This window comes from Nonomuraea sp. NPDC048892, from assembly GCF_040649735.1.
Lineage (GTDB): Bacteria > Actinomycetota > Actinomycetes > Streptosporangiales > Streptosporangiaceae > Nonomuraea > Nonomuraea maheshkhaliensis.
The window spans coordinates 64,778-91,551 of record NZ_JBEZFZ010000020.1 but is presented as its reverse complement, the minus strand read 5'-3'; the positions used below and the strand labels follow the sequence as shown (position 1 = coordinate 91,551).

The following is a 26,774-nucleotide window of genomic DNA, read 5'->3' as shown; positions in this document are numbered from 1 at the left end:
GGCTCGTCATTTGGCGTACACCCCCTGCTCGCCCAGAGCGTGGGCCAACCGGTTGGCGCCGAGCACGAGCGCGACACCGACCATGCCTTTGATCAGCCCCACAGCGGCCGCGGTGCCCCAGTCGCCGCCGACGATCCCGTGGTTGTAGACGTAGGTGTCGAGTACTTCGCCGGCACCGGCACCGACCTGTGCCTGCTGCAGGATGATCTGCTCGAACCCGACGGACAGCGTGTCACCGAGCCGCAGAATCAGCAGCAGGACGATCACCGGGCGGATGGCGGGCAGGGTCACGTGCCACAGGCGGCGAGCCGCCGAGGCGCCGTCCACCACCGCGGCCTCCATCTGCGCCGGATCCACTCGGGACAGCGCGGCCAGGAAGATGATCGTCGACCAGCCGGTGTCCTTCCAGATCACCTGTGATGTGATCATGAGTTTGAACAACTCGGGCACGCCGACGACGGTGAACGTGGACAGGTCGGCCGAGCGCAGCCAGGCGTTGAGCATCCCGCCGTTGCCGAACATCTGCTGGAACAGGGCGACCACGATGACCCAGGACAGGAAGTGCGGCATGTAGAGGATCGACTGGGTGAGGCGCTTGAGCCGTTCGCTGATGGTCGCGTTCAGGATCAACGCGAGGCAGATCGGCAGCGGGAACACGAAGACCACCTGGATCAGCGTGATGATCAGCGTGTTGACGAGTGCGTTGAGGAACACCGGGTCGCCGGTGAGCACCGGCTCGAAGTTGTCCAGCCCGACGTACGGGCTGTGCCAGATGCCGAGGAACGGCTGGAAGTCCTGGAACGCGATGACGTTCCCACCGAGCGGCAGATAGTGGAACAGCAGCAGCACCGTGACCCCGGGAAGCGCCAGCAGCAGCAGGACCCGGTCACGCCGCCAGCGGTCGCGCAGGCTACGCATCGCCGGTCCCCGCCGCTATGGGCCGGCCCGCTGCGCAGGCTTCCACCGCCGCCCGCAGCCGGTCGTCGGCGTTGGCCGCGACCCTCCTGCTCCGGTCGACCGCGGGCGCCGGGTCGGTGGCGATGTCGGTGACCGCCGCGACGACCGTCGCCGCGGCACGATGGTCGAGCTCGATCACCAGGTCCGGGGCGCCGAGGTCGGCGAACATCTGAGACTTCGTGGTCTCGGTCGGCTGCCGGAGGTAGATGGTCGGGATCGCATGTCGTGCGGCCATGATCGGCGAATGACACTCCATGCTGACCACCAGCGACGAGAGGGCGTAGACCCCGGTCGCCTCCTCCAGCGGCCAGTACCGGTCCAGGATCCGGACCTGACCGAGCGTCTGTGGGCTGAGCAGGCTGGGAAGCTGCTCGTGGGCGAGCTCGACGGCATAGCTCATCTCGGGCACCACGACGGCCGGCAGGCCGCTGACGCGTACCCAGGTCTCGATCGCCGCCGCCAGCACCGCCAGGTCGTGCGTCACGGTGGCCCGGTTGACCGCGTCGCGCCGCATCTGCTCGCGGGTCGGTTCCGTGCCGTAGATCTTCGCGTACGGGGCGAAGCGCAGCCGCGGAACGAAGCAGGCGAACCCACCGGGCCGCAGGCCGAACTCCTCCAGCAGGCGAGCGGCGGCGACGTCGTCGGTGTGGTCGAACGCGAACGTGCCGTCCGGCCCGAAGGCGAGGTCGGGCCCGGTGATCTTCTGGCCGCGCAAGGTGGCCAGGGTCAGCGTTTCGCGGCAGTACACGAAGTCGGCGCCGTCGAAACGGTCCTTGACGTCGTCCCCGAGATAGGAAGGTGGGAGCAGATCGACCATCTGAGCCAGCTCCGGCAGCGTCGCCATGGTCGGTGGGCACAGCGGATCCACGGTGATGCCGAAGTACCCGTACGGGCGGCCCACGTGCTCGCGCCACCAGTCGATCTCGGTGGTCTGGAAGGCGTCGGCGCCCGATCCGTGCATCAGGACGTCCGCGCCGTCGATGGCGGCGGCCAGCTCCGGGGTGCTCGGCCCGTCCCCGCCGAGAGTGCCGTCGACGACGCGCAGGTCAGGGAACGCGTGCCGCAGCATGGATCGTTCGCGCTCCTCCAGCCGCACCGGCCAGAGGACGACCTCGACCTCGGGGGCGAACCGCTGAAACGCCCGCACCACCCCAGGGGAGTGAGCCACGTCGCCGATGTTCACCGTCGCCCAGGAGGACCGCAGGAGGACGGTGCGACGTACCGATGTCATATGTACTCCTTGTTGACGTAACGTTAATTCAAAATAGGGATGGTGAGACGTTACGTCAAGAACCGAGTAGGCTTGCACCATGGCAACGCAACGTGACGTCGCACGGGCGGCCGGAGTGTCACTCGCTGTGGTGTCGGCGGTGGTCAACGGCACGAGCCACACCCGGATGAAGGAATCCACCCGCACCCGGGTGCTCCAGGCGATGCAGCAATTGAACTACCAGCCGAACCAGACGGCGCGCTCGCTGCGGCTCAACCAGACCGACATGATCGCGATGATCCTCAACAAGCTCGACAACCCGGTCTACGCACCGCTGCGGCATGGGGTCTACGAGGCGGCGGCGGAGCACGGCGCGACGGTCCTGCTGGGCGATGCCGAGACGATGCGCTCCGGCAGCCAGTTCCTGACCCGGCTGCTCAGCCAGGGCACGGTCGACGGCATCCTGATCCGCGGCGAAGGGCTGCTGGACGACGACGTGATGGCCGAACTCCGCGACCACCCCAAGCCGATCCTCATCCTGGAACACGCACTGGAGCATCCCTGGATCGACGTGGACGATCTCCGCGCGGGCGAGATCGCGACGCGGTTCCTGATCAACCTCAGCCACCGCCACATCGTCTTCGTCGGGGGCTCTGGATACCTCTCCCAGCAGCGCTACCTGGGCTACCAGCGGGCGATGGACGCCGCCGGCCTGACACCGGCTCCGCACCTGGCCACCGGGTTCGGCGAGCAGGCCGGCGCCGACGGGCTCCGCCAGACCATGCAGGCGGCGACCGCGCCGACCGCCATCGTCGTCAACAACATCATGAGCGCGGTCGGGGTCCTGGCCGCCGCACACGACCTCGGCATCGCCATCCCCGACCAGCTGTCGGTGGTCGGCATCCACGACGTCGACCTGATGCGACACCTGCGCCCGGCCGTCACCGCGGTCCGGATGCCGATGTACGAACTCGGCCGGGCCGGCGTCGAGGCGCTTTACGACCTGATCGCGGGGCGGCCGAGCGCGGGCGGTGTCATCACCGATCCTGAACCGGAACTGGTGATCCGTGACTCAGCGACCGCTCTGACCCGGGTCCGCGATTAGCGGCCGCATGCTCGGCCGCCCTGTCTTGGAGAGACCCCTCACGGACCGACGGTCCGAGTCAAGAGGTGCGTGAGGCACCCGCCGGGCCCGCCGCCACCCGCGAGTTTCGGTGCCACGATGGGGAATGCGGCACTCTTCGCCCGGATGCCGGCCCGCGGTGTGCGTGATGGTACGTCTTCGATCAGCGGTCGATGGCGGCCATGTTGTCCGCGTCGTAGCGCTCGCCGGAGGCCGGGGGCAGGTCGTTCAGGCGGGCGACGTGGCCGGCAGTGAGCTCGATGTGGTCGGCGGCGGCGTTCTCCTCCAGCCGGGCGACTCGCTTGGTGCCGGGGATGGGCGCGATGTCGCCACCCTGGGCGAGCAGCCAGGCCAAGGCGACCTGTGCGGGCGTGGTGCCGATCTCGGCGGCTACGGCCCGGACCTCGTCGACGATTCGCAGGTTGCGTTCCAGGTTGCCGTCGGCGAAGCGGTGGTTGGTGCGGCGCCAGTCGTCGGCGCCAAGATCGTTCAGGGAACGGATGTCGCCGGTCAGGAAGCCGCGGCCGAGCGGGGAGTAGGGCACGAAGCCGATACCCAGTTCGCGCAGGACGGGCAGGATCTCGGCCTCCGGGTCGCGGGTCCACAGCGAGTATTCGGACTGGACCGCGGTGACCGGATGCACGGCGTGAGCGCGGCGAATCGTGGCGGGGCCGGCCTCCGACAGGCCGATGTGGCGGATCTTGCCTTCTGCCACCAGTTCGGCCAGCGCGCCAACGGTCTCTTCGATGGGTGTGCCGGGGTCCACCCGGTGCTGGTAGTAGAGGTCGATGTAGTCGGTACCCAGGCGCTTCAGTGATCCCTCCACGGCCAGGCGGATGTTGGCCGGGCTGCTGTCCGGTGCCGAGCCACCGGTGTGGGCGATCAGTCCGAACTTGGTCGCCAGCACGACCTCGTCTCGGCGCCCCCGCACGGCCCGGCCGACCAGCTCCTCGTTGATGAAGGGGCCGTACACCTCAGCGGTGTCGATATGGGTGACCCCGAGGTCCAGAGCGCGGTGGATCGTGTGAATCGACTCGTCGTCGAACTGGCCGGCGCCGGCGTAGAACGCCGACATTCCCATGGCTCCGAGACCGATGCGCGAGACCTCGAGGCTGCCGAGCGAAATGGTTTTCATGGCGCGGACTTCCCTTCCCATTAGTTAAGTACCGGTCGGTGCAGAACTCTAGCACATCAAGACCGATCGGTACTGAATTGCCTGGGCGGGATGAAACTGCTGGTCAGCGTAGATCTGTACCGAGGGGTACGCTTGTGGCATGAGCGACTCCCGCAGGGCCGTCATGGGCCGGCCTCGAGGATTCGACATCGACCAGGCGCTGGAACGCGCGATGCGGGTGTTCTGGGCGCGGGGTTACGAAGGCGCAAGCCTCGCTGAACTGACCGGCGCCATGGGTATCACCAAGACGAGCATGTATGCGGCCTTCGGCAACAAGGAGCAGTTGTTCCGCAAGGCCCTCCAGCGCTATGGCGCGGGGCCGGCCGCCTACGCCACGCGCGCCCTGGAGGAGCCCACCGCACGGGCTGTGGCCTTGGCGTTCCTCCGCGGAGCGGTCCGCACCACGACCCCTCCCCGCGGGCCCTCCGGATGCCTGACCGTGCAGGGTGCGCTGGCGTCGAGCGACGAGAGCCGGGCCATCCACGACCTGCTTGTCGACTGGCGCAACGACGCGGGGGTCCGCCTCGAGGAGCGCTTCCGGCGCGCCGTCGACGAGGGTGATCTTCCGCGCGACGCCGACCCTCGGCGTCTTGCCCGGTTCATCATGACGATGGGTTTCGGCATCGCAGTGCAGGCCGCCAACGGCCTCGGTCCTGCCGAACTCGATGAGATCGTTGACACGGCGTTGCTCGGCTGGCCCGCGTAGCGGCCGCCATCCTGGCCGTCATCGAGCACGCCACCAGGCGCGTCCATGTGCTCGGCACCACCGCGCACCCGAGCACGAGCTGGGCCACCCAGGCGATGAACGCAGGCGGACGGTCCCCGCGCCGAAGCGGCGCGGGGACCCCGGTTTCGAAGACGTCTAAGCGACTTTGTTGATGTGCCAGCTCTGGTTCTCGCCGCCCCAGCAGCGGGCCTGGACCACCCTGGCGCCGTTGGCCTGGTCCACATTGGCCACGTCCAGGCACAAACCGCTGTGCTTGGCGATGACCCGGTAGGTGCCGTCGGCGTTCTTCTTGAGCCGCCACCGCTGGTTGGCTTTGAAGCTGCAGGTCGCCTGGATCACGGCCGCCGCGCCCGCGGTGCTCGCGAAGGCGACATCCAGGCACTTGCCGCTGTGCCTGGCGACGAACACGTACGCCCCGTCGTCGAACCTACGGGCCTCCCACCGTTGACTGAGCACTTGATCCAGGCACCGCCACTGGTGCGTCGGGGTGGCGTGAAGCTTGCTCCCGTGCAAGACGTCCAGGCACTTGCCGCTGTGCTCGACGACGAACTTGTAGTAGGCGGGTCCGGCGTGGGCGACCCCGGTCCCGGTGAGGGCGAGGCCGGCGGCCGCGGTCAAGGCGACGACGAAGGCGCGGCGGACTGTTGCGAAGGACGTTGCAGAGAGCATGGTGACACTTCCTTTCATGTGCTTAAGAGTCGGTGTGACGAGCGGATTCCGCATGAGTCGGGCCTACTCATTTCCGGACCCATTCCGGGATCCCGGGGTGCTTGGCGCCCAGGCCAGGGCCAGGCTGAATCGCCTCGACGAAAGGACATCTGCGTGCGAGAAGGGTCGATCTACGTGCTGGTGAACGTGAACACCGGCACGTGCCTGGATGAGAACCAAGGCAACCATTGGGTCAGAGCGTGGGGGCCCAACGGAGGCGACAATCAGAAGTGGGAGGTGAATCGGGATGGCCCCGGCCAAAAGTGGTGGCTTCGGAACATCGGGTCTGGCCGCTACCTTTGCCCCGAACTCACAGCTCGGGGAGGCGCACTTCGCACTGAGGAGGAGCCCTTCCGGTGGCATATCTCGTCCGACGAACAAGGGACCCGTTTGCAAGTCGAACACGACGTCGATTTGCATGTCGACGTAGAAGACGCTTCTAGCGACGACGACACAGCAGTCCTGTCGTGGAAGCACAGGGGCAACAACCAAGTCTGGCGCTTCGAAGAGGTATAAGGGGCGTTTAGTCCTTTCTGATCCTGGGGTTCAGGCGCCGCGCCAGACTGCCAACCGACTGTATGGGCGTGTCGGCTTCCAACAGCGGGAGGTCACCGGTTCGGGCTGCCGGCAGCCACGACAGGACCTCCCCGACCGTCCCATGGGCACCCCCCAAACCGACGCCTCGGTGCGGACCATCGCTCTGGGCACCGACACGGCAGCACGAGCCTGGGATGGGGGCGGCATCGCGGTAGATGTTGTGACTGGTCGCGCGGCCGGACGGCAGGTGCATGGTCTCCGGCGGCAGCAGGACGTTGTGCGCATCGGCCGGCGACTCGTCACACGACAGCTCCATCTCCAGGCGGTGGCTCGGCCTGAAGTCATTCGGGAGAGGCAGAGGTGTACCACGCACTCCTCGATCTTCCCTGGCTCGACCGGGCCGGGCGGGTGTGCGGGTGGCAGCTCCGTCAGCGCGTCCCGCTTCGGCCTTCCGTGAGGTCTTCACAGCTGAAGGGCTACGGAGCATCACTACGCTGCCGCGGACGCCGAGGATGAACGCGATCCGCGAGCGGGTCATCAGCTCAGGCGACCTTGGGGGTGGCGCGCATGCCGACGTACGCGCAGGCCGTGCCGTCGGCCAGGGTGGAGAAGACGACGGGCATGTAGTCCTCGCTGAAGGACGGGCCCGCCCCCGTGGCCGCGAAGACGGTGTCGGTCACCGGGAGCAGCTCCATGTCCAGGGGCGGGGACATGTCCTTCATGCCGTCCACGAACTCGTAACGCATGCGCAGGCCACCACCGGCGCCCTGGCTGTCCTGGCTGTCCTGGCTGACGGTGATGACGACGCCGGCGCGCCGGTAGGTGCCGATCAGCGGGGTGACGTCCACGGCGGGCGGTTCGGCGGGCGGGCCGAAGGGGGCGGGCATGGTGACGCCGGCGAGCTCGGCAAGTAGGTCGCGGAACAGGTCGGCGTACAGGAGCCGGGCGCTGCCGCCGTTGGTCAGCAGGACCAGGGCGAGGCCGGCGTGCGGGACGACGCGCAGGTAGGCGTACTGGCCGATGGCGGCGCCGTCATGGCCGAAGCCGGACACGCCGTTCCAGTCGTACAGGGTCCAGCCGAGCCCCCAGCCGTCGGCGGAGACCGTCCACTTGTCGGGCACGTCGGTCTCGCGGCGCTGCATGGCGGCGACCGCCTCGGCCGACAGCACCGGGCCGCCGCCGGCCAGGTGCATGGCGGCCAGGCGGGCCATGTCGCCCGCGGAGGTGATGACGCGGGCCGCGGGGCCGACGGAGCGCGGCATGAGGTCCCAGGCGGGGGCCGGTTCCGGGTCGGCGCCGGGCTCGCCCAGGTGGCTCATCGCGGCCGGGAAGCGCAGCGCCTCCTCCGGCAGCGTCATCGAACGCTCCATGCCGAGCGGCGTGAACAGCAGGTCCTTGAGTGCCTGGTCCCAGGTGCGGCCGGTGAGGACCTCGATGAGGCGGCCCAGCACGATGTAGCCGAGCCCGCCGTAGGAGATCGCGGTGCCGGGTGGGCAGTCCAGCGGCACGTCCCGGGCGGCCTCGACGTAGCGGGCCAGGCAGTCGTCGCCGCGCCCGCCGTCGTAATTGAAGTCGTTGGTGACGCCGCCGGTGTGCGACAGGAGCTGGCGGACGGTGATCGTCCGGGTGGCCTCGAGGTCGGGGGTGGCGAACTCGGGCAGGACGTCGGCCACCCGGGTGTCCAGCGTCAGCCGGCCCTCGTCGATCAGCAGCATCACCAGGGTGGCCGTGTAGACCTTGGCGATCGAGCCGGACAGGAACACCGCGTCGGTCGTCACCGGCACGCCGGTGCCGCGGTGCAGGACGCCACTCGCCAGCTCGTGCACCTGCCCGTTGACCAGCACCGCCAGGGACGCGCCCGGCACGTGGTGCCGCCGGCGCAGCTCGTCGAAGCGCGCCTGCCAGCGGGCCAGGTCGAAGGTCTGTCCCTGCGAGCCCGCACTCCCCCAGTCACCGCCGGCGGTCCAATCGCCCTGCTCGTTCCACTGCACGTTCGTCGCCATGCTTTCCTCCGGTACGCCGTTCTCTCGATGCGCACACTGTACGCATATGGAATCGGCGTTCGCAACCGCGCACGGTCTCCCAGGCGGAAGTGGCGAGCAGACCCAGCGGTCCAGCCGTTCGTTAGGTACCGCGACACACGACCGGGCTGTCGTACAACTTGGCGGTTCAAGGGCCGCACAGTGGGGCGAGACGGTCGTGCGACCGCGCACCAGTACAGCCGTGCCGCCAGCCCCGCCGCCGTGAGTCCATTGACACCTGATGGCCGAGATCGCTGTACGCACCTTGCGAACGCCGTACGCTACGATGGCCGTTCAGCAAGGAGGAGGACTGAATGCCGGCCGAGAAGCAGCCCATCCCCTCGGTTTGGGCCCGCCCGCGTCCCAAGCGGGAGCAGCCGTCGCTGAGTCGCGACCGGATCGTGTCCGAGGCCATCCAACTCCTGGACGCCGAGGGCATCGACGCCCTGAGCATGCGCAGCCTCGGCGCCCGGCTCGGCGCGGGAGCCACATCCCTCTATCGCCACGTGGCCAACAAGGACGAGCTGATCGAGCTGGTCGTGGACGAGATCTACGGCGAGGTGCGGGTGCCCGCCGCCGACCCCGCACACTGGCGGGCTGCCGTCACCGACTCCGCGCACAGCCTGCGCTCGATGGTGCTGCGTCATCCCTGGGTCGTCTCCGTGCTCGGCCAGGTCGGGCTCGCCTATCTCGGGCCCAACCTGATGCGGCAGTCGGAGCGCATGCTCGCCCTGTTCAGAGCGGCGGGCTTCGCCGCTGACGAGGCCGATCAGGCCATGAAACTGCTCATCGCCTACGTCATCGGGATGACCACCAGCGAGGCCGCCTACCTGTCGGTGCTCGCCCGCAGCGGCCAGAACGAGCAGGACTGGCTGGAGAGCCTGCGACCGACCACCGAAGAGGCTCTGCAGGAGTATCCGCTCCTGCGCGACGGGCGTGCCACGGCGCAGACCAAGGACCCGGAGCAGCTTCGCGCGGATTCCTTCGTCTACGGCGTCGAGCGCATCCTGGACGGCCTGGAGAGCAGGCTCGGCCGCACCTCTGCCCGGTGAGAACCGGAGGGAGGGCGGCGGACGGCAGCCGTACGCGCCAGGCGGGGACTCCGGACTCCAGGGACGGGAGCCTGCCGGGGTGTCTCGGCCGGTCGTTGCCGAGTTGCTCGGCGGCCTTGGTGTAGAGCTCGGCCACCCGGCGCTCGGCGGCGTCGTGCACGATGTGCGCGGCGTGCGCGATGGCCAGCTCCTGGTGGCGCCGGCGGCGTACAGCCGGCAGTAACGTCACCGCGGCGCCGACACCGGCCCCGGCCTCCAGCGCGATCCGAACGGCCTTGACGGCCGTCCCGCATACGACGGCTTTCGGGACGGCTGACTGACACACACCTGGGCCATCAGTCCGAACTCCTCATCGCCGGGCCGCGCGGTCCAAGGCCGCGAACAGCCGACATACTTCACAATGAGAGCGATGTCAGCTCACCTCCTTGCACGAGCCACAGCCTCACTCCATGGCTTGGCTCTCGGCGACGCCTTCGGTTCCCAATTCTTTGTTCCGGCCAATCGTCACGCCTTCTCCTCTCGCTCTCTTCCGCCAGGCCCATAGCAGTGGACGGACGACACCGAGATGGCGTGCTCCATTTATCGCGTCCTGGCGGATCACCGCACCATCGACCAGGACGAGCTCGCCATCAACTTGGGTGTGTCCAGTCAGTGGTGTATCTCGATCTTTCTTGATTAGCGGGTGGTCGGGGTCAGGCGGCCTTCGAAGGTGATAGCGAAGGCGTTCAGGGCGGCTTTCCAGCGGGTGATCCAGCGTTTGCGGCCCCTGCCGGTCGGGTCCAGGCTCATGATCGCCATGTAGACGCACTTGAGCGCGGTCTGCTCGTTCGGGAAGTGGCCGCGGGCCTTGACCGCCCGCCGGATGCGGGCGTTGACCGACTCGATGGCGTTGGTCGAGCAGATCACCCGGCGGATCTCGGTGTCGAAGTTGAGGAAGGGCACGAACTCGGCCCAGGCGTCCTCCCACAACTTCACGACCGCCGGATACCTGCCGCCCCACGTCTCGGCGAACTCGTAGAACCGCTCCAGCGCGGCCGCCTCGGTCGGGGCGGCGTAGACCGGCTTGAGCGCTTTGGCGATGGCGTCCGAGTGCTGGCGGGCGGCATACCGGAACGAGGCGCGCAGCAGGTGAACGACACACGTTTGCGCCACCGCCTGGGGCCAGACGCTCTCGATGGCCTGGGGAAGGCCCTTGAGCCCGTCGCAGACCACCATCAGCGCATCGCCGACCCCGCGGTTCTTGATCTCGGTCAGCACGTGCAGCCAGAACTTGGCACCCTCGCCACCGTCGCCGGCCCACAAGCCGAGGGTGTCGCGCTCGCCGTCCACCGTGACGGCCAGCGCCACGTAGATCAGCCGGTTGGCGACCTGGCCCTCGCGCAGCTTGGCTCTGTCGCAGATTGCGTGATCCTCGGTTCGTCGGTCTGGTTGCGGGTTCCCGGCAGGAATAACGATCTTCGTGTCTTGCGCAGTGGATTGACGTTCTGCTTCCGCACCTGACGGTGCTAACCGTGGAGGATGCCAAACGCGAAGGCGGGATAGTGAGTATTCGTGCTCGGGTAAGCGGGACGCGAGCGGCGTGCACGAGCTGTGGCGGGGTATCGGCTCGGGTTCACGGCAGGTACGTGCGCCGGCTCAAGGACGCCGTGGTGGGTGGTGCCTGCGTGATCATCGAGTTGGTGGTCAGGCGGTTTCGCTGTGTGAGCGTCACGTGTCCGGTGAAGACGTTCGCCGAGCAGGTGCCGGGCCTGACCCGGCCGCATGCGCGCTTCACCGACGCCCTGCAGCGGGTGCTGGCATCGATAGGGATGGAGCTGGCGGGCCGGGCCGGCGTTCGCCTGGCAGCCTCGCTGGGTCTGCAAGTGGGCCGGGACACCCTGCTGCGCCGCATCAGGGCTTTGCCTGAGCAGCCGATCGGACACGTGCGAGTGCTGGGTGTCGATGACTTCGCCACACGTAAGGGGCACCGCTACGGCACGATCATGGTGGATCTGGAAACCCGCAGGGTCGTGGACATGATCGACGGCAGGGACGGGGACGCTCTGGCAGCGTGGCTGCGTGACCACCCGTTACCGGAGATCATCTGCCGAGAGCGAGCAGGCGGCTACGCTGACGGGGCACGCCAAGGCGCACCCGACGCAGTGCAAGTGGCAGACCGGTTCCATCTGTGGCAGAACCTCGGCCAGGCCGTGGAGAAGGACGTCGCCACCGCCCGCCACGATCTCGCAGCAGCGCTGGCCGCCGAGGCCGCAGCCGCCTGCACCGCCGAACCACCACCCGTGGTGCACCACCGCGAGCTCAAAGTCGTCACCCGGCTGCGTCGACATCACGCCGCCGTGCATGAGCTGCTGAAACAGGGTCTCAGCAAGGCAGCTATCGGCCGAGAGCTCGGCCTGCACCCCGCAACCGTCCGCAAGCTGGCCAGCGCCGCCGAGGTTGACACCGTGATTGCCATGAGTCAAAACCGTGCCAGCATCCTGGACGGATACCACGAACACCTGCACCGCCGCTGGAACGAGGGCATTCGAAACGCCGCCCAGCTCACCCGGGAGATCACCACGCTCGGATACTCCGGGACCGAGCAGCAAGTGCAACGCTACCTACGGCGTTTTCGCACCGGTGCCGGTCAGATCGCCGTCCCCGCGCCCAGGCCGCCATCGGGCCGCGACATCACCCGCTGGATCATGTCCAACCCCGACAACCTGAGCTCCGACGATGCCGGTCAGCTGCGAACCCTTCGCAAACGCAGCCGCGCTCTGAACCGGCTGGCCCGGCACGTCCAGGACTTCGCCCTCATGATGACCCAGCTCCACGGCCACCAGCTCGACGCCTGGATCTCCGCAGCCGAAAAGGACTCATTCACCGCGCTGGCTTCCTTCGCCCGCAACCTCCGCCGGGATCTCGACGCTGTCCGCAACGGCCTGACACTGCCGCACAGCTCCGGCCCTGTCGAAGGGCACGTCAATCGCGTCAAGATGCTCAAACGCCAAATGTTCGGCCGCGCGAAACTCGACCTGCTACGCAAACGCACCCTGCGTTCCGCCTAGATCACGCAATCTGCGACAGAGCCCGCAGCTTCACATGGATCGCATCGATGAAGATCACCGGATACGCCGCTTGAGTTCTATCGGTGATTGCGAACGTTCTTGAGAAGGGACCGTTCCGATGCCTCGATGGGCGCACAACAAGATGCCGCTCTCGGCGAAGAAGCGCTACTTCGAGCTGCTGCGGGAGGGGGTACAAGGGCGCGGCGTCCTCCAGGTCAACTCCGTCGATGCCTGGATCACAGTACTCATCAGGTGTGTTCTCCTTGATCAGGAGTTACACCAGTGACCGTACAGACCCGTATGGGTGGGGTGTTAAGGGCTGATCCGTTGTGGGTGGAGACGTTCACTGGGCTGCCGATGAGCCGGTTCCAGCGGCTGCTGCGAGTGGGGCGGGAACGAGGCGGTGAGGGGCCCGGTAAGGGCCGCGGCAGAGGGCGTCCGTGGTGCCTTGCGCTGCCGGAGCGGGTGTTGCTGGTGGCCGTCTACTACCGCACCAAGCTGACGATGCGACAACTCGCGTCGTTGTTCGGGATCTGCCCGGCCACCGTATGCCGGGTCATCCAGCGCCTGGGCCCGCCGCTCGCCCTGGAGCCGGCCGCGCGCCCCGCCGAAGCCGTGGAACGGCTGTGGATTGTGGACGGCACCCTGATCCCGGTACGGGACCGAACCGTCGCCGCTTCCAGCAAGAACTACCGCTTCTCCGCGAACGTGCAGGCCATCATCGACGCCGACACCAGGCTGGTGGTGGCCATCGGCCGCCGGCACCGGGCAACAAGGCCGACGCTCACGCCTGGCGGGATTCCGGCCTGCAGGCCCAGTGCGAGGATGTCACCGTCTTGGCCGACGGCGCCTATTTCACACCGGCCTGGTCGTCCCGCACCGAACACGAGCGGGACGACCTCTGCTACGGGCCAGGCGGAAGACAACGCTGAACGCCAGCGCATCCGCGCCCGTGTCGAGCACACCTTCGCCCGGATGAAGAACTACAAGATCCTGCGTGATTGCCGGCAGCAAGGATCCGGACTCCACCATGCGGTCCAAGCCGTCGCACAAATGCACAACCTCGCCCTCACAGCATGAGCACCACTGCCGCAGAACGGCACTGACCTGCTCACACACGGACTTCTGCACAACTTTAAATGCCGTTGCAGTACTAAAGAGCGGGGGCGGCCGGATCACCATACGAGCCTCAACCATCCCGGCCGGACGCCGGCCCGGTCAGCTCCAGGTGGCAGTCACGGCGTAAAGCCGCACCGGCCGACATCGGTGAGCACCCCGGGCCGTTCGTGGTCGCGGACCGGCCGAGACGACATCGTCAGCGCGGATGCTCACCGTGGGGCTTCCTCAACCGCCGGCTGAGGTGGTTCTCGTACCCATCGATATCTCCTCATCGCCGGGGCGATCAGAAGAGTCGGTGATCCACATCCAGTTCTCGTTCAGGATCACATGAGTCTCGTTCGATTTGACCGGGGCACACGGCGATGTCGTGCCATGGTGAGGTGTCCAGGAATGGCGCGGCTTCTTCCCCGGCTTGCCCGGCTTGCCCGGCGTGCAGTGCTGCGGCCCCTGCACCACCTGGATGGTGGCCGTGGCCGGGGCGGAGGTCAGGTCTCCAGCTCTGGCCACGGCGGTGTTGGTGATGGAGTAGCGGCAGTCGTTCCCCTTGCACTTCCGCTGGCCGCCCGTGCTCCTCGGCACGGTGAACGTACCCGTGCAGGTCGTCACGGCGCCCGGGTCAAGGGTTGTGGTCTGGCAGGTGATGTCCCGTACGTGGCTGTCCTCGACCCGCAGGTCGTTCACCCCGCTGCGGGAGTTGTTCGTGACGGTGTATCGGTAGACGACTGTGTCGCCAGGACGGTACGGGCGGGAGCTGTCGACGCTCTTGTCCAGCTCCAGCACCCCCTCTTCGCCCGCGACCTGGATCGTGACCCGTGATTCGGGCGAGGTGACCTCCGTCGAGTCTGCCCTGCCGGTCGCGGTGGCGGTGTTGGTGACCGAGCCGCGCTCGGCGTCTTGCGGTGTGACGGTGTGGGAACCGCGGCAGATGATCGTGTCACCGACCTCCAGGGTGGTCTGCGGGCAGGTGACCTCCTCCACCACGTCGTCGCTCACGGCCAGGTGGGTGATGTTCATGTTGCCGCTGTTGGTCACCACGTACTCGTACGGCACCGTGGTGCCCACCGGCACGGGGTCGGGCACCGGCGAGTCCTCCGCGACCCGCTTGACGAGCGTCAATTCCGGCTCCTCCGCCACCGGGCGGACGACGACGTTACGAATCAGGTGGACGTCGGTGAACAGGCCGGTGGAGGCCGCGAACCCGAACTTGTACGTCGAGGGCACCGGTGTGGGCGCCGGCGTGGACAGCACCTGCTGCATGCCGTTGCCGTCGTTGAAGTCGATCGACACGGTCAGCATGGGGTCGGGCGCCGGGGTGATCCGGACGTTCACGGTGCGGCGCGACGGTTCGAGTGCGGCCTGCGCCGCCTGAGGGTCGTCGGGGACCGTCGTGGTGGGTCCGTGGAGCTGTCCAGGCAACGTCGAGGGCCACGGGCCGGTGGTGGTGAAGTTGCTGGTGGTCGCGGTCAGGAAGCAGTAGCCCTCCGTTCCGTCACCCGGCCCGCGCACCGTCACCATGTTGGCCCCCGGAGCCGGGATCCGGAACTCCGTGCCGGCCGGTGAACGCTCGGCGCATCCGCGGCCGCGCTGTTCCCAATCGCCGAAGTAGTTGCCCAACACGTCGAGGCCGACGCCAACGTAGCCCTGGTTGACCCCGGGCTCGAACGCGTTGGTGGGGTTGTCGTCGGGCAGTTTCTGCGCGTATCCGAGGCTGCCGCCGAAGGCGCCTGGCCGGTCGAGCGTGGCGGCGCCGTTGATGAGGAAGAAGGATATGCCGTCGGCGGGCGAGAACTGCGGCGTGGTGGTGCCGTACTGCCATTGCTCGAAGGTCACGTGCAGGCCTTGTTCGGCTGGGATCGGCTCGTCGTACAGGACGGCTGAGGTCTGGTCATTGTCGGCGCTGGTCAGCTGGAGGTAGCCGTACGGGGCGGCTCCGGTCGGGGGCACGGGACCCGCGGCGTTCTCCGGGCATCCCGCAAGAAGGCGGTTTCCCGGCCCCGGCGGCGCGGCGGTCGGCGCACCGGTCAGGCAGGCGGACCCCACGGCCCGGAATTCCGGGATCGCGGTGGCCCCCGTGAAGTCCTCCTCGACCAGCGGTACCGGCTGTGCTGCGGCCGGCTGGGCCGGTAGGAGTGCGGCCGACAACATGCCCAGAAGCGCCACGCCGGACACGGCCCGCCGCTTCAGGCTGTATTCGATATTTCTCGATCGAGTGATAGCAGATGGCGTTGTCACAGACACCCAACGTAGGTGGAGGTGCTCGGACATCGATCGAGCGACATGGCAAACGATCCGCCATCTGCTGACAGCCCTCGCTGTGCGCGTGCGATCTTCGCCTGCGACTATCTCAGCAGGGCCTCCGGCCTCCTGTCCGACCTGCACGCCTCGTGCCATGTCATGCGCCAGACCGTGAGCCGCCTGCTGATCCGCGCACAGGAGAGCGGGCAGGTGCGCCCCGAGGTCGACTCGCTCGACCTGGCCGCTCTGGTCAACGCCGTCGGGTGGTTCTTGGCACAGGCCCCGGCCCTCGCCGCCCGGCAGGAGCGACTGCTGGGCTTCGTACCGGACAGGATAGGCCCAGAAGCGGGAGCCGTGGCCCCGGTGGTCTGTTCGTGTGATAGTCCATGCCTGGGGAGGTCAGTGCATGCTCTGGGCAAGGAGGGGCGGGGCAGCGAGGTCAGGAGCGCGGCGAGAAAGGCTCGGTCCTCGGGTGCGAATCTGACTCTGGTGTCGGCGCCGAGTTGGCGCTCAAGGACGGTGATCTGGTGGCGCAGGGCGAGAATCTCCACGTCCTTATCCCGATCACCCATGGGCAGCAACCGCAATGCGGCGAAAGCGTTCGTGACGGCGCGGTAGACCAGGCGAAGGAGCACGGCCGATCATCATGCCGCACTTGGTTCCGTCTCCCTAGGTAGCCGGAGCTCGCACCACCACGCGCAGCCCTCGCAGGATTATGACCTGGGCGGATGTGATTATCGGCAGGCGCAGTGCTGCTGAAACCCGGCGGGAACGGTCGGCTCACCCTACCCGGCGCTGAGCCGTTGACATCCTCCTCCCGCCTGCAGGCGGGGATTCAACAGCAGCGACCCCACGAGGCACCGTCCGCAGCAGCTCGGTGAGCGCGTCGGCTCCTTGTTGAGCAACCCGATGAGGATCAGGCTCCGTTCGCCGCCGACCCGGTTCAGCAGCGGCCGGACGACATCGAGGCCGTGCTCGCTGTGCCCCCTAGGCCGCCCAGGGGCGCAGCAGTCTGTCCGCCTCGGCCTGCTGCGACACGCCCTCCACTGTCCCTGTCACCTGTATGTGACCAGGTCACGTTGCTGTTACCGGCCGTCGAAGAGTACATCAGTAACCAGAAGTAACTCCCTGAAAGGTGACGTGTCATGCAGGAACGGACTATGCCAAGCTCAGCAGCCCCGGCGGACATCGGAGGTTACCGCCTGGTGCGACTGCTGGGCGAAGGCGGGCAGGGAATGGTCTTCCTCGGCGAGGCACCCGGAGGGCGGCAGGTGGCGATCAAAATGCTGCACTCCTGCTTCGCGGCCGACTCGCACGTCAGACAGCGCTTTCAACGGGAAGCGGAGATCGCGCAGCGGCTGGCCACCTTCTCCACCGCACGGGTAGTGGAAACTGGCTTCACGACAGAACGGCCGTACATCGTCAGCGAGTACGTGCCGGGACCGTCACTGGAGTCGCTGGTCAAGGAGGACGGGCCGCGCGACGGCAGCGGGCTGGAGCGGCTGGCGGTCACCACGTTGACCGCCCTGTCCTCGATTCACGCGGCCGGGATCGTGCACCGCGACTTCAAGCCCAGCAATGTCATCATGGGCCCAGAAGGGCCCGTGGTGATCGACTTTGGGATCGCGTTCGCGCTCGACACTGCCACCGCCTCCACCCGGCCAGCGGGCACGCCGGCGTACATGTCGCCGGAGCAACTGGACGACCAGTCGCTCACACCCGCCTCCGACATGTTCTCGTGGGCGGGCACGATGGTCTTCGCCGCGACCGGGCGGCCGGCCTTCGCTGGTGGTACGGTGCCGGCAACGCTCAACGCCGTCCTGACCGCCGAGCCTGACCTGTCCGGCCTACCCGACGCGCTGCGCCCACTGGTGGCGGCCTGCCTGACCAAGGACCCGCATGGCCGCCCCGCGGCCGTGGACGTACTGTGCGTACTCATCGGCGGAGATCCCGCAGCCGTCCGGCGCACCGCAACCACACAGAATATCCCGTCCCACAGCCGGAACCGCCATCACCGTCGCACCGCAACGTCAATCCGTGAGCTGATGCCCGTCATGCGGCAACGTCGCCGCGACGGCGCCTTCGCCCATGAGACCAGCCGGGCGCGAGTGGCGGGCAGGCACGCCGCGTCGACGGCGCCCACCTCTCCAGCCTCCTCGAAGGCAGACGGCCGGGGCCGCGGCGTCGCGCTCGTGGCCGCAGGCGCGGCTGTGGCCGTGACGGTCAGCACGCTGCTCTTCTCCTCGGTGTCCGGCGGTCCGGCCGACGCGCAGCAAGACTGGACGCGCAGTCCCGCCATGCCGGCGATCTGCGCGAGCGGCGTTCCTGACGACCCCGCGCCCCCGCGGGCCCCCGCGCCCTCCAGGCACGCCTCAGCCGATTGCGCCGAGGAAGTCGCCGCTGTAGCCCCATGACGCCATCAGGTGCCCGCACCAGGGTGTATTCACGTCAGCTCGGCGCCGTGACGGCCGCGGTCAGCTCGGCGACGTCCTCCTCGGTCAGTTGGAGACCCGCCGCGGCCACGTTCTGTTCGAGATGCTCCACCGACGAGGTCCCAGGGATCGGTAGGACGACCGGTGAGCGGTGGAGCAGCCACGCGAGCGTGAGCTGTGACGGCGAAGCCGACAGCCGGGAGGCGACGGCCTCGATCGGTCCGCCGGGCTTCACCAGCCCGCCGGTGGCCAGCGGAAACCACGGGATGAACGCAACGTGGTGACCCTCACAGTAGTCGAGCACGTTCCCGGCCGTGCGGTTGGCCAGGTTGTACAGGTTCTGCACGGACGCGATCGGGGCGATGGCCCGGGCCTGCTCGATCTGCTCGACGCTCACCTCCGACAGGCCGATGTGCGCGATCTTCCCCTCCTCCTGCAGCGCTTTGAGTTCGCCGACCTGGTCTTCGAGGGGCACTTCCGGATCGACGCGGTGCAACCGCAACAGCACGATCCGCTCCAGGCCGAGGATGCGCAGGTTCATCTCGCACTGCTGGCGCAAGTAGGCCGGCCTGCCGGCGGGAATCCACTGGTCGGGGCCCTGCCGGGTGAACCCCGCCTTGGTGGCGACGACGATCTCGGTGTATGTGGCCAGCACGCGCCGTAACAGCGGCTCGGCGACCATCGGCCCGTACGAGTCGGCGGTATCGAAGAGGGTCACACCGAGTTCCGCCGCCCGGCGCAGCACCCGCACGGCCTCGTCCGGACGCCGCCACGACAGGCGCCCTCTCTGGTGTAGGCGAAGCCTCGCACTGAAGGCACCCTCGTGACGGCCGCGCTGGTGCTCGAGGTGCCTTCAGAAGATGACGCGCTTCCCATCCCCAGACGAGATCCCTGGACGTGGTAGACGAGCATGTTCGGCGCTGCCGGGAGTTGGCCGAGGACATCTGGCCCGACCACGGCCCTTGCCGGGCGCGAAGGCGCATCGCAGGCCACTGCGTTGTCTCGCCCATGGGAGGGGGTGTCGAAGCCGACGTTCATCACTGTGGCTGGCACCGCTGCTGACCTGCGGTGCGAGCCCACATACACCACGTGGAAGGAAGCCGGTCCTGGCGCCGACGGCGCGGGATTTTGACTTGCCTTCTCCGGTGGTCTACTTTCGCAACGAATAGACGACCGGTTGTCTACTAAATCTTTGGGGAAGGTCATCTTGAGTTCTCAGAAAGTCACCATCGTCACCGGTGCCTCGCAGGGCATCGGCGCCGCTGTCGTCGACGCCTACCGCAAGCTCGGCTACGACATCGTCGCCGTCTCGCGCACGATCGCCCCCTCCGCCGACCCGGACGTCGTGACCGTCCAGGGCGACGTCGCGGACCGCGCCACCGCCGAACGCGCCGTGGCCGGCACCGACGCCCGGGTGCCCGGCCCGGACCCGCAGCGCCGCAGCTACGGCTCGTTCCTGTCGTTCAGCGACCCGGACGGCAACGGCTGGGTGCTGCAGGAGGTCACCACCCGGCTCCCCGGACGGCTAGACCCGTCCGTCACCACGTTCGCCTCAGCCTCGGGCCTTGCCGCAGCGCTGCGCCGCGCCGCGGTCGCACACGGCGAGCATGAGGCCCGCACCGGCGCCGAAGACCCCGGCTGGCCGGACTGGTACGCCGACTACCTGGTACGCGAGCAGGCCGGAAGCGAGCTGCCGGCATGAGCGGCCCCACCTTCCGCGCCTCCACCCCTCCCGCCTCCCCTGGCCAGGACTCCACCTACCGGGCCTTCACCGTCACCGGCCGGCGGCAATTCACCCTCGTCGAGCGCGAACGGCACGAGCCGTCACCCGGTCAGGTGCGCATCCGGGTCGAAGCCTGCGGCGTCTGCCATACCGATATCCTCGCCGTGGACGGGCTGCGGCCCGATCCCTCGGCACCGGTCGTGCCCGGCCACGAGATCATCGGCGTGATCGAGGCCGCGGGCGACGGGGTGGACCCGTCGTGGCGGATCGGCGACCGCGTCGGCGTCGGCTTCCTCGGCGGCCAGGACAACGCGTGCGAATCGTGCCGGCGCGGGGACTTCGTCAACTGCTCCGACCAGCCGCAGACGGGTACCGCCGTCGACGGCGGCTACGCCGAAGTGGCCTACGCGCGGGCGACCGGCCTGGTGCGGATCCCGCCCGGCCTCGATCCTCTCGCCGGCGCTCCCCTGCTGTGCGCGGGCCTGACCGTGTACAACGCGTTGATCTCGGCCTCGGCGCGGCCCGGTGCGCTGGTCGCGGTGCAGGGCCTGGGCGGCCTGGGCCACCTCGGCGTCCAGTACGCCCGCGCGCTGGGCCACCGGGTCGTCGCCGTCGCGAGAGGCGGCGCGAAGGCCGAGCTGGCCGCGCAGGTCGGCGCGCACCACTACATCGACAGCACGCGCACCGATCCGGGCGCCGAGCTGCGCCGCCTGGGCGGCGCGGCGGTCATCGTCGCCACCGCCGCCTCGGGCGCGTCGATGTCGCCGCTGGTGCAAGGGCTCGGCCGGCGTGGCGAACTGATCGTCGTCGGCGCTGCTCCCGACCCGATCCAGGTGACCACGAGCGACCTCATCTTCGGCGAGCACGTCATGCGGGGCAGCCTGACCGGCACCGCGATCGAGAACGAGGACAACCTGCGCTTCGCCCTCGACCACGGCATCCGCTCCCACAACGAGGTGTTCCCGCTGAGCGAGGCGCCCAAGGCGTACCAGCACATGCTCTCGGGCGACGCCCGCTTCCGCGTCGTCCTGGACTCCACGAAGTGAGACATCCATCTCCGATCTACCCCTGGACGGGATAGGCCCAGCAGGCGGCATCACGCATCGTGTTAGAACCTTTTAGCGGGTAGCGGGCCGGGCAACGACGGCGACGGCGACGGCGACGGCGACGGCGACGGTCAGGACGAAACCAATGACGGGCCCTTCCCCGGGGGAAGCCCCGGCTGCCGACCAATGCCGTCGACGCCGAAACCGCCGCTCGAGCGGTGCTGTCGCAAGAGGCCGCCGCCCTTGACAGCCAAGACCGGCGATGGCCCCGTTGAGATGATCCGCATGCTCGCCGTCGCCAGAGACTCGGCGGTCAAGGCACGTACTCAGACCATCAACCAGCTGCGTGCGTCCTGATGCGCGCCGACCCAACACTGCGCGACGCGCTGGCCGCTCTGGGCCCAGTCACCCTCATCCGCACCTGCGCGTACCTGTCCGCTGCCGTGTCAGCGCCTCGGCTGATGTCGCGTTGAGGAAATGGAAGGTGGTGTCGGCCAGGGTGAAGGACGGGCGTTCGTGGTGGGTGAGCACGAATACCGGTGTGTGGAACGGGGGGTGTCTCCCCACCATCCCTGCCACTCGTGGTTCTCCCAGGGCCGCGCTGGGGGGCCGAACTTGCGGTGCCGCCCGCCCAGGGCCGAAGCGGGGTGGGGTCCGCGTGGCCGAGGGGCCGATCCAAGCTGTCCCTCACCGGTACCGAACCCGTCCTGCGACACGTTGAAGCACTGCACCCTCAACACCTGCGACATGCGTCCTCCTTAGGGAGCTGACAAGCAGCTTCTGACGGAACGCCCAGGTCAGGCGGGCCTTCGGGGAGGTAGGCGGAACAGTCGGGAGATTCTTGCGGTTCGGTACCGCAAGAATGCGGCACCGGTGTCGACTTCATGGTGAACGGCGCCCCAGGGGTGCGGCTCGACCATCGAAGTAGACGACATGAAATTCTTGTTGATCATGCATAACTACCCGTAGATCTGGGATGCGCTGACCGGGGAGGAGCGCAACGAGGTGATGAGGGGCCACGGCGCGTTCGTGGAGACCGTCACAGGCCAAGGAGTACCTCGGCGGCTACTACCTGGTGGAGTGCGAATCTTTACCTGACGTGGCGGACCCACCGGGCGAAGGGTTAGACCATGAGGAGTTCTTGGCCGCGGCAGGGGAACTGATCAGTGCCCACGAGTTCGCCGATCCTTCCATCAGCGCCACCATCAGGGTCAGGGGCGGCGCACAACAGGGTGCTGAGCTGGACAGCGTGCTCAATGCCTGATGGGGCCGAGCGATGCTCGACACGGAATCTGATCGCGACCGAATCCACGCAGCAGCCGAGGCAGGGACCCTGCCAACCACGTCGATGGACGAAGTCCAACGCCGGCGGCGGGAGCTCAACATCCAGTGAGCGAGGATGACCGCGCCCCCGTTCAGGCAAGGTTTCCGTCTACGCGTAGCTGTTGATGCGCTCAAACGGAGGCTGGCTGCCGGGGTGTGCGACAGCGGCAGCTCCGACGGCACACCCTATTTGCAGGGCCTCTTCCTGTGAGGCTCCGGCGCGCAGTGCGATCGTGAGGGCGGCACAGAACGCGTCCCCGGCACCGACCGTGTTGACCGCCGCGGTCCGGAACGCAGGGACGCGGGCAGTCTCGGCTCCGTCGGTGATCAGCGCTGCTCCGTCACCGCCGTGGGTCACTGCGACGAGCTTGGCGTACTGCAGTTCGGGCATGAGTGCGTACTCGGTCTCGTTCACGATGAAGAGGTCGACACGCTCTACCAGCTCGGGCGGGAGGGGCTGGGCGGGGGCCGCGTTCACGGCGATGAAGCTCGGCGCCCGGGCGACCAACTGGACGACGAGATCGAGGTTGACCTCGAGCTGAGTCAGCACGGTGTCGTCCTGCGCGAGCTGCAGTCCGTCCAGAGTGACCGAGGCGTTGGCACCCTGGCACACAACGATCTGATTTTCGCCGTCGCGGTCGACGGCGATGAGAGCGGTCCCGGTCGGCGCTGAGGTGACTCGGACGCCGGTGGTGTCCACGCCGGCCGATCGCAGGCTGTCGAGCATCCATACGCCGTCAGCGTCGTTCCCGACTGCGCCGATCATCCGGACGTGCGCCCCAAGGCGGCTGGCGGCCACGGCCTGGTTCGCGCCCTTGCCTCCAGGGTCTCGATACAGTGTTCCGCCGCCGATGGTCTCCCCTGGGGTCGGCAGGCGGTCGGCCAAGGCGGTCACGTCGACATTGATGCTCCCGACGACGACGATGTCCGGCAGGTCGTTCATGGTGAGGCCTCCTTCGGTCAGCTCGGCAGCGGGCTGGACTGAATGACGGACAGGCTGCCTACGTGCGAGGAGACGATGCACTTCGCCAGGTAAATCGGGGTGCCGTGGTGCTCGACGGTCTGGGTCAGGACCAGCACGGGATCGTTCTGCCCTATCTGTAGCAGGCCGGCACGCGTCGGCCCGGCGACGTTGGCGGCGATCTGGCAGACACCGGCCTCGAAGATCGGGCCGCACTTGCCTATCAGGGTCGCGAGCAGGGTGGCCGGCTCACCGGAGGCCGCGTCCAGGTGTGCCGCGACCGCCGGGCTGATGTCCGTCAGGTACTTACCTGCCGGCAGATGCTCCTGGACGATCGCGATCGGGTCACCGGCACGGTGGGCCACGCTCTCGCGGAACCATGTGTTGGCCGCTGAGTCCAGTGCGAGCCTGTTGGAGATGAAGTCAGTCGTCGGCTGGATCTCGAACTGGTGCGTCCTGAGTTCGACGGGCCTGCCGGACTCGGCCAGCACGGCGTCGAACGGCTGGAACACCTCCAGTCCTGACCGAGGGATCGCGTCGGCCACGAACCGGCCCACTCCACGCTTGGTGCGGATGAGCCCGTCCTCCTCCAGGAGCATGAGCGCTTCCCGCACCGGTGTGCGACTCACGCCCATATGGGCGGCAAGCTCGGTCTCGCGCGGCAGCATCGCGCCGAGAGGGAACACCCCTGACCGGATCCCGTCGGCCAATCGGCAGTAGACCGCCACGCGCAGCGGCTGCCCTGCTGGAGTCATGAGCTGCTGTCCGAGGAAGTCGGCGGTGCTCGTGCTCACCAAAGCTCCTTTACATGCTGAACGGCGCCGTCGAGCGCTCCGCCACATTGAACCACGCTCCGACACCCATTGAATATGTCATACACGAGAGGTATAACTTCATACTCATCAGGACTCTCCGAGGACTTCCCCCAGGCAGGAGCCACCATGGGCGTGCCGAACGCACCCGCCACCGCTACCAGAACCCCACCAGATACTCCGGTCCTGACCGGAGGACGCGCCGTCGGCCTGGTGGCCACGCTGATCCTCGGCGTGCTGTCCTATCAACTCAACGCGAGCATGCTTGCCCCCGCCCTGCCGGACATCGCCCGCGAACTCCGCACCGACGTCGCCGTCGTCTCGCAGGTCACCTCACTGTTCTTCCTGGCCGGAGCCATCGGCGGCGTGGTGCTCTCCCGTTGGAGCGACTACATCGGCCGTCGCCCCGCCCTGATCGTCGTGCTCGTCGTGGCGACCGTCGGCACGATCGTATGCGTCCTCGCCCCCAACTTGTCGCTGCTGCTGACGGGCCGCGTGCTGCAGGGCGCCTCGAGCGCGGCCTTCCAGCTCGCGTACGTCATCCTGAGCGAGTCACTGAGCGCCAAGGTCTTCGGCACCACGCTCGGAGTCATCACCGCCGTGAACGGCGGGGCCGGCGGACTGGACGGCTGGGTCAGTGGTCTGCTCACCGACAACTTCGGGTACCGCTCGGTCTTCGTGGTGATCCTGATCTTCGTAGTGCTATCCCTGCTCGCCGTGATACTCGTCGTTCCCGCGGGCGGGCGACCCACCCCCACCGGGCGGATGGACTGGTGGGGGGCAGCAGTGCTGTCACTGAGCTTGATCTGCATGACCTACTTCGTGTCACACGGCGCTTCGGCCGGCTGGCTAGCCCCGGTCACGCTCGCCTACCTCGTCGGCACGCTCGTGTCGTTCACCTCGTTCTGGATGATTGAGAAGCGCCGTGCGTCGCCGCTGATCGCGGTGCGCCACCTCCGCTCGCGGCAGGTGTGGCCCGTGATCATCTCCACCATCCTGACGCTGAGCGGCATCTTCGCTGTCATCAACTTCACCGTGGTACTGCTAGGCCAGAACGCCGAGGTCGGGTACGGGCTGGACGCCGCAACGTCTGCGCTGTTCTTTCTGGCCCCGGCGGCGCTGATCGGCGTCGCCGCCGCGCCCTTGTCCGGGTGGCTGGCCGACAAGCAGGGCTGGATCCGCATCCTGCGCATCGGGCTGGTCCTGAGCCTCCTGGCGCTGGTGGTCATCGCCGTGATCCCGACCCACCAGGGAGCGGTCATCGCCTGCGTCGCGGTTCTCGGCATCACCTACAACGGCCTCGTCCTGACCACTATCAACGGCCTGGGCGTGCTGCTGTCGCCGTCGGAAGCCCCCGCCGCCCTACCCGGCCTCAACGGCGCAGGGTTCGGCATCGGCGCCAGCCTCGGCATCGCCATTGTCGCCCCGTTCACCGCGGCGGGCACGCTCGACGGCTTCACGACCGCCCTGTGGGTCTCGATCGCGATCACCGGCCTCGCCCTGGGTGCAAGCCTGCTGATCCGTCCGCGCCCCGGGCAAAAGCTCTGACCCCAGCGACCGTTACCGCATGAATCGAGTACTCATGAGCACCACCTCCCGCCGGCCCGTCTATCTCGACTGCGACACCGGGATCGACGACTCCCTCGCACTCGCCTACCTCCTGGCCTCCCCGGAGATCGAGCTCGTCGGTGTCGGAACCGTTTGCGGTAACACCAGTGCCACCCAGGCCGCCCGGAACACACTGGACCTGCTCGCCCTCGCCGACCGCCATGACATCCCGGTCGCCGTCGGAGCGGCAGACTGGCTCACCCGCGCGTTCGACGGCGGTGTCCCGCAGATCCACGGCCCACACGGGGTCGGCGGCATCCAGTTGCCCCCATCCGAAACCGTGCCGGTTGACGAGGCCGCCGCCGAGCTGCTGATCCGCCTGTCGCACGAGTACGCCGGGCAACTTCAGGTCGTGACCGTCGGCCCGCTGACCAACATCGCCCTGGCCCTCACAGCAGACCCCACCCTCGCCGACAGGGTCGCCTCGGTCACGACGATGGGCGGCGCCGCGCTCGTGCCCGGCAACGTCACGGCCGTCGCCGAGGCCAACATCTGGAACGACCCAGAAGCGGCCCAGCACGTCATCGCCGCGCACTGGGACATCACGCTCGTCCCGCTCGACGTAACGCTGGAGAACACCCTGGCTGAGAAGGATCGCCAGCAGCTGCTCCAGTCGGCTGATCCCCTGGCCCGAAGCCTCGGCGAAATCCTCGACTTCTACTTCGACTTCTACCTCTCCTTCTACCGCCAGCGCGGCTGCGCCCTGCACGACCCGCTCGCCGCGGCGATCGCCGTCGGCGGGGTCCAGGCCACCACCGCCCCAGCCATACCAGCGCAGATCGACACGACCCACGGCCCCAGCCGCGGACAGACAGTCCTGGACCTGCGTGAACAGCGCCACGGCCCTGTCGACCACCCGGGCTGCCGCACCCGGGTGGTCCTCGCCACGGACCAACCCCTCGGCCCGCACCTCATCCAGCGCCTGACCACCCCCGTCGCGACCCTCGCCTAGGAGACCT

Annotated in this window: 20 protein-coding genes and 3 pseudogenes; 12 read left to right on the top strand and 11 right to left on the bottom strand. The window is 68.1% G+C overall.

The features are described from left to right. Positions 1 to 6 precede the first annotated feature (6 nt). Together AB0C28_RS42090 and AB0C28_RS42085 are read right to left on the bottom strand one after the other, a co-directional pair. Positions 7 to 918, bottom strand: coding sequence for an ABC transporter permease subunit (locus AB0C28_RS42090; RefSeq protein ID WP_357862076.1), 912 nt, complete (start codon positions 916 to 918; stop codon positions 7 to 9). Further along, entirely contained in the window at positions 911 to 2,188 is a 1,278-nt protein-coding gene (locus tag AB0C28_RS42085; RefSeq protein ID WP_358081133.1) for a polysaccharide pyruvyl transferase family protein, read from the bottom strand. Before AB0C28_RS42085 ends, AB0C28_RS42090 begins: the two co-directional genes overlap by 8 nt. 79 nt (positions 2,189 to 2,267) lie before the next feature. Here AB0C28_RS42085 and AB0C28_RS42080 point away from each other — a divergent pair, with 79 nt between their 5' ends. Then, complete coding sequence (locus AB0C28_RS42080) at positions 2,268 to 3,272, top strand: LacI family DNA-binding transcriptional regulator (RefSeq protein WP_358081131.1); 1,005 nt, start codon at positions 2,268 to 2,270, stop codon at positions 3,270 to 3,272. Positions 3,273 to 3,453: 181 nt separating this feature from the next. Here AB0C28_RS42080 and AB0C28_RS42075 read toward each other — a convergent pair whose 3' ends face one another. Then, the gene (locus tag AB0C28_RS42075; protein ID WP_357862070.1) at positions 3,454 to 4,425 is read right to left on the bottom strand and encodes an aldo/keto reductase; all 972 of its coding nucleotides are present in this window, start codon (positions 4,423 to 4,425) and stop codon (positions 3,454 to 3,456) included. Between the two features lie 139 nt (positions 4,426 to 4,564). On the opposite strand from AB0C28_RS42075, the gene AB0C28_RS42070 reads away from it, so the two are divergent. After that, positions 4,565 to 5,170, top strand: coding sequence for a TetR/AcrR family transcriptional regulator (locus AB0C28_RS42070; protein WP_357862068.1), 606 nt, complete (start codon positions 4,565 to 4,567; stop codon positions 5,168 to 5,170). Positions 5,171 to 5,326: 156 nt separating this feature from the next. Here AB0C28_RS42070 and AB0C28_RS42065 read toward each other — a convergent pair whose 3' ends face one another. Next, complete coding sequence (locus AB0C28_RS42065; RefSeq protein ID WP_357862066.1) at positions 5,327 to 5,860, bottom strand: RICIN domain-containing protein; 534 nt, start codon at positions 5,858 to 5,860, stop codon at positions 5,327 to 5,329. On the opposite strand from AB0C28_RS42065, the gene AB0C28_RS42060 reads away from it, so the two are divergent. Beyond that, the gene (locus AB0C28_RS42060) at positions 5,762 to 6,415 is read left to right on the top strand and encodes an RICIN domain-containing protein (protein ID WP_358081128.1); all 654 of its coding nucleotides are present in this window, start codon (positions 5,762 to 5,764) and stop codon (positions 6,413 to 6,415) included. The genes AB0C28_RS42065 and AB0C28_RS42060 overlap by 99 nt on opposite strands. Positions 6,416 to 6,978: 563 nt before the next feature. Here AB0C28_RS42060 and AB0C28_RS42055 read toward each other — a convergent pair. Next, positions 6,979 to 8,439, bottom strand: a complete 1,461-nt coding sequence (locus tag AB0C28_RS42055) for a serine hydrolase domain-containing protein (protein WP_358081125.1) — start codon at positions 8,437 to 8,439, stop codon at positions 6,979 to 6,981. 332 nt (positions 8,440 to 8,771) lie between these two features. Between AB0C28_RS42055 and AB0C28_RS42050 the strand changes: the two genes are divergently transcribed. Beyond that, positions 8,772 to 9,509 carry a TetR/AcrR family transcriptional regulator gene (locus tag AB0C28_RS42050; protein WP_357862061.1) on the top strand — a complete coding sequence of 246 codons (738 nt, stop codon included), beginning with the start codon at positions 8,772 to 8,774 and terminating at the stop codon, positions 9,507 to 9,509. Positions 9,510 to 10,184: 675 nt separating this feature from the next. Here the strand turns inward: AB0C28_RS42050 and AB0C28_RS42045 are convergent. Beyond that, a pseudogene (locus AB0C28_RS42045) lies at positions 10,185 to 10,895 on the bottom strand (IS256 family transposase); the annotation flags it as partial. 116 nt (positions 10,896 to 11,011) lie between these two features. Between AB0C28_RS42045 and AB0C28_RS42040 the strand changes: the two are divergent. Both AB0C28_RS42040 and AB0C28_RS42035 read left to right on the top strand, forming a co-directional pair. Next, entirely contained in the window at positions 11,012 to 12,556 is a 1,545-nt protein-coding gene (locus AB0C28_RS42040) for an ISL3 family transposase (protein WP_358081122.1), read from the top strand. Positions 12,557 to 12,856: 300 nt separating this feature from the next. Beyond that, a pseudogene (locus AB0C28_RS42035) lies at positions 12,857 to 13,636 on the top strand (transposase family protein). A gap of 264 nt (positions 13,637 to 13,900) precedes the next feature. Here AB0C28_RS42035 and AB0C28_RS42030 read toward each other — a convergent pair. Beyond that, complete coding sequence (locus AB0C28_RS42030) at positions 13,901 to 15,835, bottom strand: hypothetical protein (protein ID WP_358081119.1); 1,935 nt, start codon at positions 15,833 to 15,835, stop codon at positions 13,901 to 13,903. 117 nt (positions 15,836 to 15,952) lie between these two features. Between AB0C28_RS42030 and AB0C28_RS42025 the strand changes: the two genes are divergently transcribed. Together AB0C28_RS42025 and AB0C28_RS42020 are read left to right on the top strand one after the other, a co-directional pair. Further along, positions 15,953 to 16,528: a hypothetical protein gene (locus AB0C28_RS42025; protein WP_358081222.1), complete on the top strand. Its 576-nt coding sequence runs from the start codon at positions 15,953 to 15,955 to the stop codon at positions 16,526 to 16,528. Positions 16,529 to 17,115: 587 nt separating this feature from the next. Next, positions 17,116 to 18,324 (top strand): serine/threonine-protein kinase, encoded by a 1,209-nt coding sequence (locus AB0C28_RS42020; protein ID WP_357862055.1) that lies wholly within the window; start codon positions 17,116 to 17,118, stop codon positions 18,322 to 18,324. Between the two features lie 34 nt (positions 18,325 to 18,358). Here the strand turns inward: AB0C28_RS42020 and AB0C28_RS42015 are convergent, their stop codons facing one another. Further along, positions 18,359 to 19,093, bottom strand: a complete 735-nt coding sequence (locus AB0C28_RS42015; protein ID WP_358081116.1) for an aldo/keto reductase — start codon at positions 19,091 to 19,093, stop codon at positions 18,359 to 18,361. 456 nt (positions 19,094 to 19,549) lie between these two features. Between AB0C28_RS42015 and AB0C28_RS42010 the strand changes: the two genes are divergently transcribed. Together AB0C28_RS42010 and AB0C28_RS42005 are read left to right on the top strand one after the other, a co-directional pair. After that, positions 19,550 to 20,044, top strand: coding sequence for an SDR family NAD(P)-dependent oxidoreductase (locus AB0C28_RS42010; RefSeq protein ID WP_357862051.1), 495 nt, complete (start codon positions 19,550 to 19,552; stop codon positions 20,042 to 20,044). After that, a complete protein-coding gene (locus tag AB0C28_RS42005; RefSeq protein ID WP_357862049.1) occupies positions 20,041 to 21,111 on the top strand; it encodes an alcohol dehydrogenase catalytic domain-containing protein in 1,071 nt (356 codons plus the stop codon). The genes AB0C28_RS42010 and AB0C28_RS42005 overlap by 4 nt, the downstream gene beginning before the upstream one ends. Positions 21,112 to 21,582: 471 nt before the next feature. On the opposite strand, the pseudogene AB0C28_RS42000 reads toward AB0C28_RS42005, so the two are convergent. The 3 genes and pseudogenes from AB0C28_RS42000 to AB0C28_RS41990 all read right to left on the bottom strand — a co-directional run. Then, positions 21,583 to 21,860 (bottom strand): annotated as a pseudogene (locus AB0C28_RS42000) (deaminase); the annotation flags it as partial. 683 nt (positions 21,861 to 22,543) lie between these two features. Continuing rightward, the gene (locus AB0C28_RS41995) at positions 22,544 to 23,377 is read right to left on the bottom strand and encodes a ribokinase (RefSeq protein ID WP_358081114.1); all 834 of its coding nucleotides are present in this window, start codon (positions 23,375 to 23,377) and stop codon (positions 22,544 to 22,546) included. Between the two features lie 17 nt (positions 23,378 to 23,394). Next, positions 23,395 to 24,189, bottom strand: coding sequence for a GntR family transcriptional regulator (locus AB0C28_RS41990; protein ID WP_357862045.1), 795 nt, complete (start codon positions 24,187 to 24,189; stop codon positions 23,395 to 23,397). 147 nt (positions 24,190 to 24,336) lie between these two features. On the opposite strand from AB0C28_RS41990, the gene AB0C28_RS41985 reads away from it, so the two are divergent. Together AB0C28_RS41985 and AB0C28_RS41980 are read left to right on the top strand one after the other, a co-directional pair. Beyond that, the gene (locus tag AB0C28_RS41985) at positions 24,337 to 25,755 is read left to right on the top strand and encodes an MFS transporter (RefSeq protein ID WP_357862043.1); all 1,419 of its coding nucleotides are present in this window, start codon (positions 24,337 to 24,339) and stop codon (positions 25,753 to 25,755) included. 19 nt (positions 25,756 to 25,774) lie between these two features. Continuing rightward, a complete protein-coding gene (locus AB0C28_RS41980) occupies positions 25,775 to 26,767 on the top strand; it encodes a nucleoside hydrolase (RefSeq protein ID WP_358081111.1) in 993 nt (330 codons plus the stop codon). Positions 26,768 to 26,774: the final 7 nt, after the last annotated feature.